Source organism: Streptomyces poriferorum (assembly GCF_019399235.1).
Taxonomy (GTDB): domain Bacteria; phylum Actinomycetota; class Actinomycetes; order Streptomycetales; family Streptomycetaceae; genus Streptomyces; species Streptomyces poriferorum.
Genome location: NZ_JAELVH010000052.1, coordinates 23,716 through 29,735, shown reverse-complemented (window position 1 = coordinate 29,735; position 6,020 = coordinate 23,716). Strand labels below are relative to the sequence as shown.

The 6,020-nt window shown below is 73.9% G+C and carries 5 protein-coding genes; 1 reads left to right on the top strand and 4 read right to left on the bottom strand.

Translation table 11 applies throughout. The annotated features are described in order from the left end of the window. Positions 1–124: 124 nt before the first annotated feature. Entirely contained in the window at positions 125–718 is a 594-nt protein-coding gene (locus JGS39_RS12290; protein ID WP_219568900.1) for a TetR/AcrR family transcriptional regulator, read from the top strand. Between the two features lie 18 nt (positions 719–736). On the opposite strand, the gene JGS39_RS12285 is transcribed toward JGS39_RS12290, so the two are convergent. From JGS39_RS12285 to JGS39_RS12270, 4 genes are all read right to left on the bottom strand, one after another. After that, positions 737–1,984: a vWA domain-containing protein gene (locus tag JGS39_RS12285; protein ID WP_308120350.1), complete on the bottom strand. Its 1,248-nt coding sequence runs from the start codon at positions 1,982–1,984 to the stop codon at positions 737–739. Then, entirely contained in the window at positions 1,981–3,243 is a 1,263-nt protein-coding gene (locus tag JGS39_RS12280) for an AAA family ATPase (protein WP_219568899.1), read from the bottom strand. Before JGS39_RS12280 ends, JGS39_RS12285 begins: the two co-directional genes overlap by 4 nt. 67 nt (positions 3,244–3,310) lie before the next feature. Then, a complete protein-coding gene (locus tag JGS39_RS12275) occupies positions 3,311–4,711 on the bottom strand; it encodes a hypothetical protein (protein ID WP_236063917.1) in 1,401 nt (466 codons plus the stop codon). A 174-nt stretch (positions 4,712–4,885) separates the two neighbouring features. After that, positions 4,886–6,013 (bottom strand): LLM class flavin-dependent oxidoreductase, encoded by a 1,128-nt coding sequence (locus JGS39_RS12270; RefSeq protein WP_219568897.1) that lies wholly within the window; start codon positions 6,011–6,013, stop codon positions 4,886–4,888. Positions 6,014–6,020: the final 7 nt, after the last annotated feature.

Here is a 6,020-nt window from a genome sequence, read left to right as displayed (position 1 = left end):
CTCCTTCCGGACACACGGCCGTGACGGCCTTGCTAAGCGGACAGCTGTCCGCTAGTTCGACGGACAAGCGGACAGCTGTCCGCTTAGCAAGGCCGTCACGGCCGTGTGTCCGGAAGGAGGAGACGTGGACGAGGAGAAGTGCACGCCCCAGCGTCCGGACGCGCAACGCAACCGCGAGCGCATCCTGGCCGTCGCCCTCGTGGAACTGACACGGTCGGCCGACGCCCCGGTGAGCGCGATCGCGAAGAAGGCCGGCGTCGGGCAGGGGACGTTCTACCGCAACTTCCCGAACCGCGAGGCGCTCGTCCTGGAGGTCTACCGCTACGAGATGCAGCAGGTCGCGGACACCGCGGCCCATCTGCTCGCGACCCGCGCCCCCGACCGGGCGCTGCGGGAGTGGATGGACCGGCTGGCGCAGTACGCCATGGCCAAGGCCGGTCTGGCCGTCGCCCTGCGCGCGACCGCCGGCCCGTGCGGCAGCCTGGCACAGCTCGGCCACAGTCCGGTGACCCGCGGCATCACGCTCCTGCTGCACGCGAACGACGAGGCGGGCACCATCCGCCCGGGCGTGACCCCTGACGACTTCCTCCTCGCCATCGCCGGTCTCTGGCAGCTCGACCCGCAGAGCGACTGGCAGCCGAGGGCCGCCCGCCTGTTCGACCTGGTGATGGACGGGCTGCGGGCGGGGGCGCCCGGCGCGGGCGGAGCGCCGGCGTAGCCCAGGACTCCGTACGGTTCACGACGCGGCGGCCCCGATGACCACCGTGCGTGCCCATGCGGGCGGTTCGTCCGGAACGTACCCGGAATCCTCGTCCCACCGCCGCGCGTGCGGCCGGTCGAACAGACCCACCACCGTCCGGCACGGCGGCGGCGTGCGGGGCCAGGGGGTCTGCCCGTCGGTGAGGGCCACGATGACATCGGGCCGGGGCTGCGACCGGAGCGCCCTGGCGAAGCCCGAGCGCAGGTCCGTACCGCCACCGCCGACCAGCGCGATGCCCTCGGCACGGCACAGCGGGTGGACGACCCGGGTCGCCGCGTCGCACGCCAGGACGGTGACCAGGTCCCGCCGGCCGCCCACGGCCCGGGAGATGGCGGCGACCTCCAGCAGCGCACTGCCCAGTTCGGCGTCGCTGACCGAACCCGAGGTGTCGACGACCACCGCGACGCGCGGCGGCCTGCGCCGCAGGCTCGGCAGCACGACACCGGGCACGCCGGCGGATCGCCGGGCCGGGCGGCCGTACGTGTAGTCCTCGCCGGCCCCCTGCCCCGACACCGCCGACCGGACCGCGGCTCCCAGCAACTGCCGCCATGGCTGGGGCGGGTGGAACGCCTCCTGCGCCCACCGTTTCCACCCCTTCGAGGCGTTCCCCGGCCGTCCGACGATGCCCTGGGCCACCCGGAAGCGCACCGCGTCCCGCTCCTGAGCGCTGAGTCCGTGGGCGCCGTCCGGCCCCAGGTCCCACTCCCGTTCCAGCCCGTCGGCGCCGCTGCCGCAGTCCAGCCAGGCCAGGTGCTGTGTACGCGCCCCGAGCCGGAACTGCCGCAGGTAGTCCTCCATCAGTTCACCCTCGGGCAGTTCCAGATGCCGGGGCTCCACCGCCCCCGCGGGCCGCACGAGGCCGTCGCCGAACACGTCGTCGTTGATCTCGCAGTCGGCGGCGATGTTCATCCGCAGCCGCTCCGCCGGACCGGCCGGCCCGTGCTCGCGTACGAACCGGTCGCTGCGCCCGTGGTGGTCGCGCAGGAGGTGCGACACCTCGTGGACCCATACACCGGCGAGTTCCTCCACCGGTGTCCGGTCCACGAAGCCGGGCGAGGCGTAGCACCGCCAGTGCCGGTCGACCGCCATGGTCGGGACCCGCCGCGACTCCACGAGGTGCAGGGCGAACAGCGCGGTCGCCAGGTAGGGGCGGGCCCGGGCCGCCTGCAACCGGGCGGCGTAGAGCTTGTCGAGGTCCAGGGCCCCCGTTTCGCCCGGGGTCACCGGCGGGCCTTGGTCGCGACCGCGGCGCGGGCCGCCGCCTGCTCCGCGCGCCGGGAGAGCGACACGGTTCCCGCGAGGGCCTCGATCGACTCCGGCACGTCCCAGTCCTGCTGTCGCAGCGCGGCGAGTGTCGTGGCGGGGACGACGACCAGGTCCGGGGCCCCCGTCTCCAGCGCCCGGACGAGCAGGGCCCAGGCCGCATCCCAGCGGGACCTCTCCGGAGCCCGGCGGACCGCCGCCACCACGCCGTCGAGTACGGCCTGGCGCAGATCCCCCCGCTCCGGCAGCTCGGCGCCTGCCGGGTCGGCGAGCAGGTCCTCCGGGTCCGGCAGGTCCATCCGGTCCAGGCTCGCCAGCAACTCCAGCCCCGGCCCGTCCCCCACCGCACCCCTGACGAGCAGTGACAGCACATCGCGCGAGGCGTCGGCCGCAGTCGCGAACGCGATCAGACGCAGCGTCATCTCCCAGCTCCGCGGGGAGGGCCAGGCCCCGCCCCGGCGCGTCTCCCCGCTGGGCAGCCGGTGCACGAGCGCGGGGCGCGCGGACAGCAGCCCGCACACCGCGCGGCGGGCGAAGTCCACCGCCTGCGGGAACCGTTCGGGGGCGAGCTGCGGCAGGGTGGCCCGCGGCCACGTCCCACCCAGTCCGCGCACCACGACCTCGTGGTCGTGGACCCATTGGAGGTGCACGAACCGATTGGCGAGGGGCGGGCTGAGCTCCCATCCGTCGGCCGCCGACGAGCGGGGATTGGCGGCTGCCACGATCCGCACACCGGGCGGGAGCTGGAGCGCGCCGATCCGTCGCTCCAGTACGAGACGGAGCAGAGCGGCCTGGACGGCGGGCGGGGCTGTCGACAGTTCGTCGAGGAACAACAGCCCACGGCCTGCCCGCACCAGGCGCACCGCCCAGTCCGGAGGCGCCATCGGGACGCCCTGTTCCGCGGGATCGTCGCCGACGATGGGCAGCCCCGAGAAGTCGGAAGGCTCGTGCACGCTGGCGATCACCGTGGTCAGCGGGAGATCCAGGGACTCGGCGAGCTGGGTGAGGGCGGCGCTCTTGCCGATCCCCGGCTCGCCCCACAGGAGGACGGGCAGGTCGGCGGCGACGGCCAGGGTGAGGGCCTCCAGCTGGATGTCGGGGCGCGGTTCGGTGGTGGTGTCGCGCAGGAGGGACATCAGCTCGTCCGCGACGTCCAGTTGGGATGCGGGAGCGGGGTCGTGGTGGGCTCCGGTGGGCGCGGACAAGGTGCGTGTGGGCATGGGTGATCACCTGAGGGGTCTCGGTACGGATGGGAACAGCGCCGGAGGCGCGGATGAAGGTCCCGGATCAGCGGACGGTGGCGAGGCGCGGACGCCGGTACGGGTGGCGGCCCCGGGAGCGCCGGTGCTCCGGGAGGGGGTGGCGAGGACCGGATCCGGCGAGGTCCGCCCGGAACAGTCCGTAGTCGATGCGCCGCCGCGCCGCGGTTTCCAGCTCGTCCCGCAGCGGGCCGCTGCGCAAGACGGCTCCGGGGCCCAGCAGCCCTTCGACGACGGCCAGCGCACCTTCGATGTCGCCGTGGTCCAGGCGTTCCCGGACACCGGTGAGGCAGTCGGGACGACGGTGGGCCTCGTCGACGGCCTGGAGGCAGGGCATCGGCGTCCCGGTCAGGGCGGCCAGGAGTTCCTCGCGGCGGAGCTCGGCCGGGTCGTGGTCGAGCGGGGCCAGCACCCCGTCGACCAGCCCGATCCGGTGCCGTGCTCCGCGGCACTCCACGAGGCGCGGCTGCCCGGCCCGGTCGGGAGCCGGTGCGGGCCGCACCGGCACGTGATCCGGAATCAGTGCCCGGACGACCAAGGGGTGCAGCCGGTCGGCCGCGAATGCCCCGCTGCGGATCAGCTCCAGGTCGGGCAGCGCCCAGGTCGCCGCGTCGGGCAGGACCGGCAGCACGGATCCGGCGGTGTCCCGGGACGCCTGCGCGATCCGCAGGGCCGGCTGCCCGGTTGCGTCGCCGTGCGCGTCCAGTTCGAGGAGCAGCCGGTGCCGGCCCCCGAGCCGCACGACGAACGTGCCGGTGGACCGGGTCTCGGCGTCCAGGAGCAGGGCCGCTTCGGCCGCCCATCGGCCGGTGGCGCAACGCCGGCCCGGCGGAATCAGGGCTGCCGAGGCAGGGTCCACGACGTCGGCCGGAGGGCGGTCGGCCCCGGACCGGATGCGCAGTTCGCCCGTGGTGCGGGCATCCCACAGGTGGCGGTGCAGGTCGAGGCGGAAGCGCCGGCTGGGACGGGGATGCGGGTGACGGCGGGCGCTCGCGTCGGAGCGGGATCCCTCCCACAGCGCGAGGCTCATCCGCTGGCCGGCGTCGGCCCGGGCGGGCGGGGTCCGGACCACGAGATGCAGGGGGTTGCGGTCGTCCGGCTCCCCTGCTTCGTACCGTGCCAGAGCGATCGTCAGCCCAGGGCGCAGCAGCCCGTGCGGGGCGATCCTCGGCAGGTGCCAGCGCAGGAGGTCCGGCACCAGATGGCGCAGGTCGGCCCGTACCCGGGTGGCGAGTTCCCGGCCGTGTGTGCGCGCCAGGGTGCGGAGCTGGAAATCGACGTCGATGCCCGCAGCGGCGCATGCCCCGGCCCAGTCACCGGCGCGGCGGCGGGCGGTCGCGGTCTCGATCATGGAGGGCGGCACGGCGAACTCGCGTACGCGCAGCCAGAAGGTGAGGAAGGGATCCCTGTTCGCGTTCTCAGTGAGCATCAGCACTCACCTTGCGCGGACGGGTCCCCCAATCCGAGAGCAGTGTGTGTGGTCATCGCGGGCAGCCTAGCGGCCGGTATCGGTGCTCGCCAGGTGTTTTCGCACGACCTCTCCGCCCCGCCGGCCGGTTCACCGCCGCCACCCGCGCCTCGTCCGGCGCCGCGCCCCCTCACCTCATCGGCGCTGCCACTCCTCGGCCAGCAGTTCGTAGGAGCGCACCCGGTCGGCGTGCCCATGGGTGATGGTGGTGATCAGCAACTCGTCGGCGCCCGTGGCCTCCTGGAGCCGTTCGAGCTCGTCGGCGACGCGTCCCGGTGATCCGACGAACTGGGTGTCGACGCGGTCGGCGACCAGGTCCCGGTCCGCGTCGGTCCACGGGTGGGCTCTGGCCTGTTCCGGAGTGGGGAACTCGATGGCGCCTTCGGCCGACCGGATGCTGCGGACCCACGGGCCGTACCCCGCGGCCAGTTCGCGTGCAGCCGCGTCGTCCTCGGCGACGACGACATCGGCGGAGACACTGATGTACGGCTTGTCGAGCACATCGGAAGGCTGGAACGCCGCGCGGTAGCCCTCGGCCGCCTCCAGCACGGTCGCCGGGCTGACGTGGTAGTTCGCGGCGAACCGCAACCCGTTGCGGCCGGCGACGTCCGCGCTCTGTCCGCCGCTGCTGCCCAGGATCCACACCTGCACGTCGGCGCCTTCGCCGGGTACGGCATGTGCCTCGATGCCGTCGGCCGACCGGTACGTTCCGCCCAGGAGCGCGAGGATGTCGTCGATCTGCTCGCCGTAGTCCTGTGCCCGTGCGCCTGGTTGGTGGAGAAGCTTCTGCTGGAGCGCGATCCGGGGTGAGCCCAGAAGGTGCGCGAAGGAGAACCGGGCCGGAATCCGCAGCCCGTTCGGGGCGCGTCCGTCGGTGACCGGGATCGTGGTCGGTGCGGGTTCGGCCCTGCGGTCGGGCGGACGTCCGCCCGAGCGGCCGAGGCCCAGGTCGAGCCGACCGGGGTGCAGAGCGTCGATGAGGCCGAACTCCTCGACGGTGGACAGGGCGGTGCGGTGGCCCAGTTGCACTGCCCTCGAGCCAATTCTGATCGTGGAGGTCGCCGAGGCGGTCAGGGCAAGCACGACGGCGGGCGAGGTCCCTGCCACGCCGGGGTTGAGGTGGTGCTCGGCGAACCAGTAGCGGGCGTAGCCGGACCGTTCGGTCCGGCGTGCCAGGTCGATGGTGTTGCGCAGCGCGTCGGTGGCCGTGGAGCCGGACGGAATCGGTATGAGGTCGAGGACCCCGAGAGGGATGCGAGACATGGTCGCG

What these genes read in the sequence shown, in the direction of transcription:
- JGS39_RS12280 (WP_219568899.1), bottom strand. Translation starts at nt 3,243, where the DNA reads ATGCCCACACGCACCTTGTCCGCGCCCACCGGAGCCCACCACGACCCC.
- JGS39_RS12275 (WP_236063917.1), bottom strand. Translation starts at nt 4,711, where the DNA reads ATGCTCACTGAGAACGCGAACAGGGATCCCTTCCTCACCTTCTGGCTG.
- JGS39_RS12270 (WP_219568897.1), bottom strand. Translation starts at nt 6,013, where the DNA reads ATGTCTCGCATCCCTCTCGGGGTCCTCGACCTCATACCGATTCCGTCC.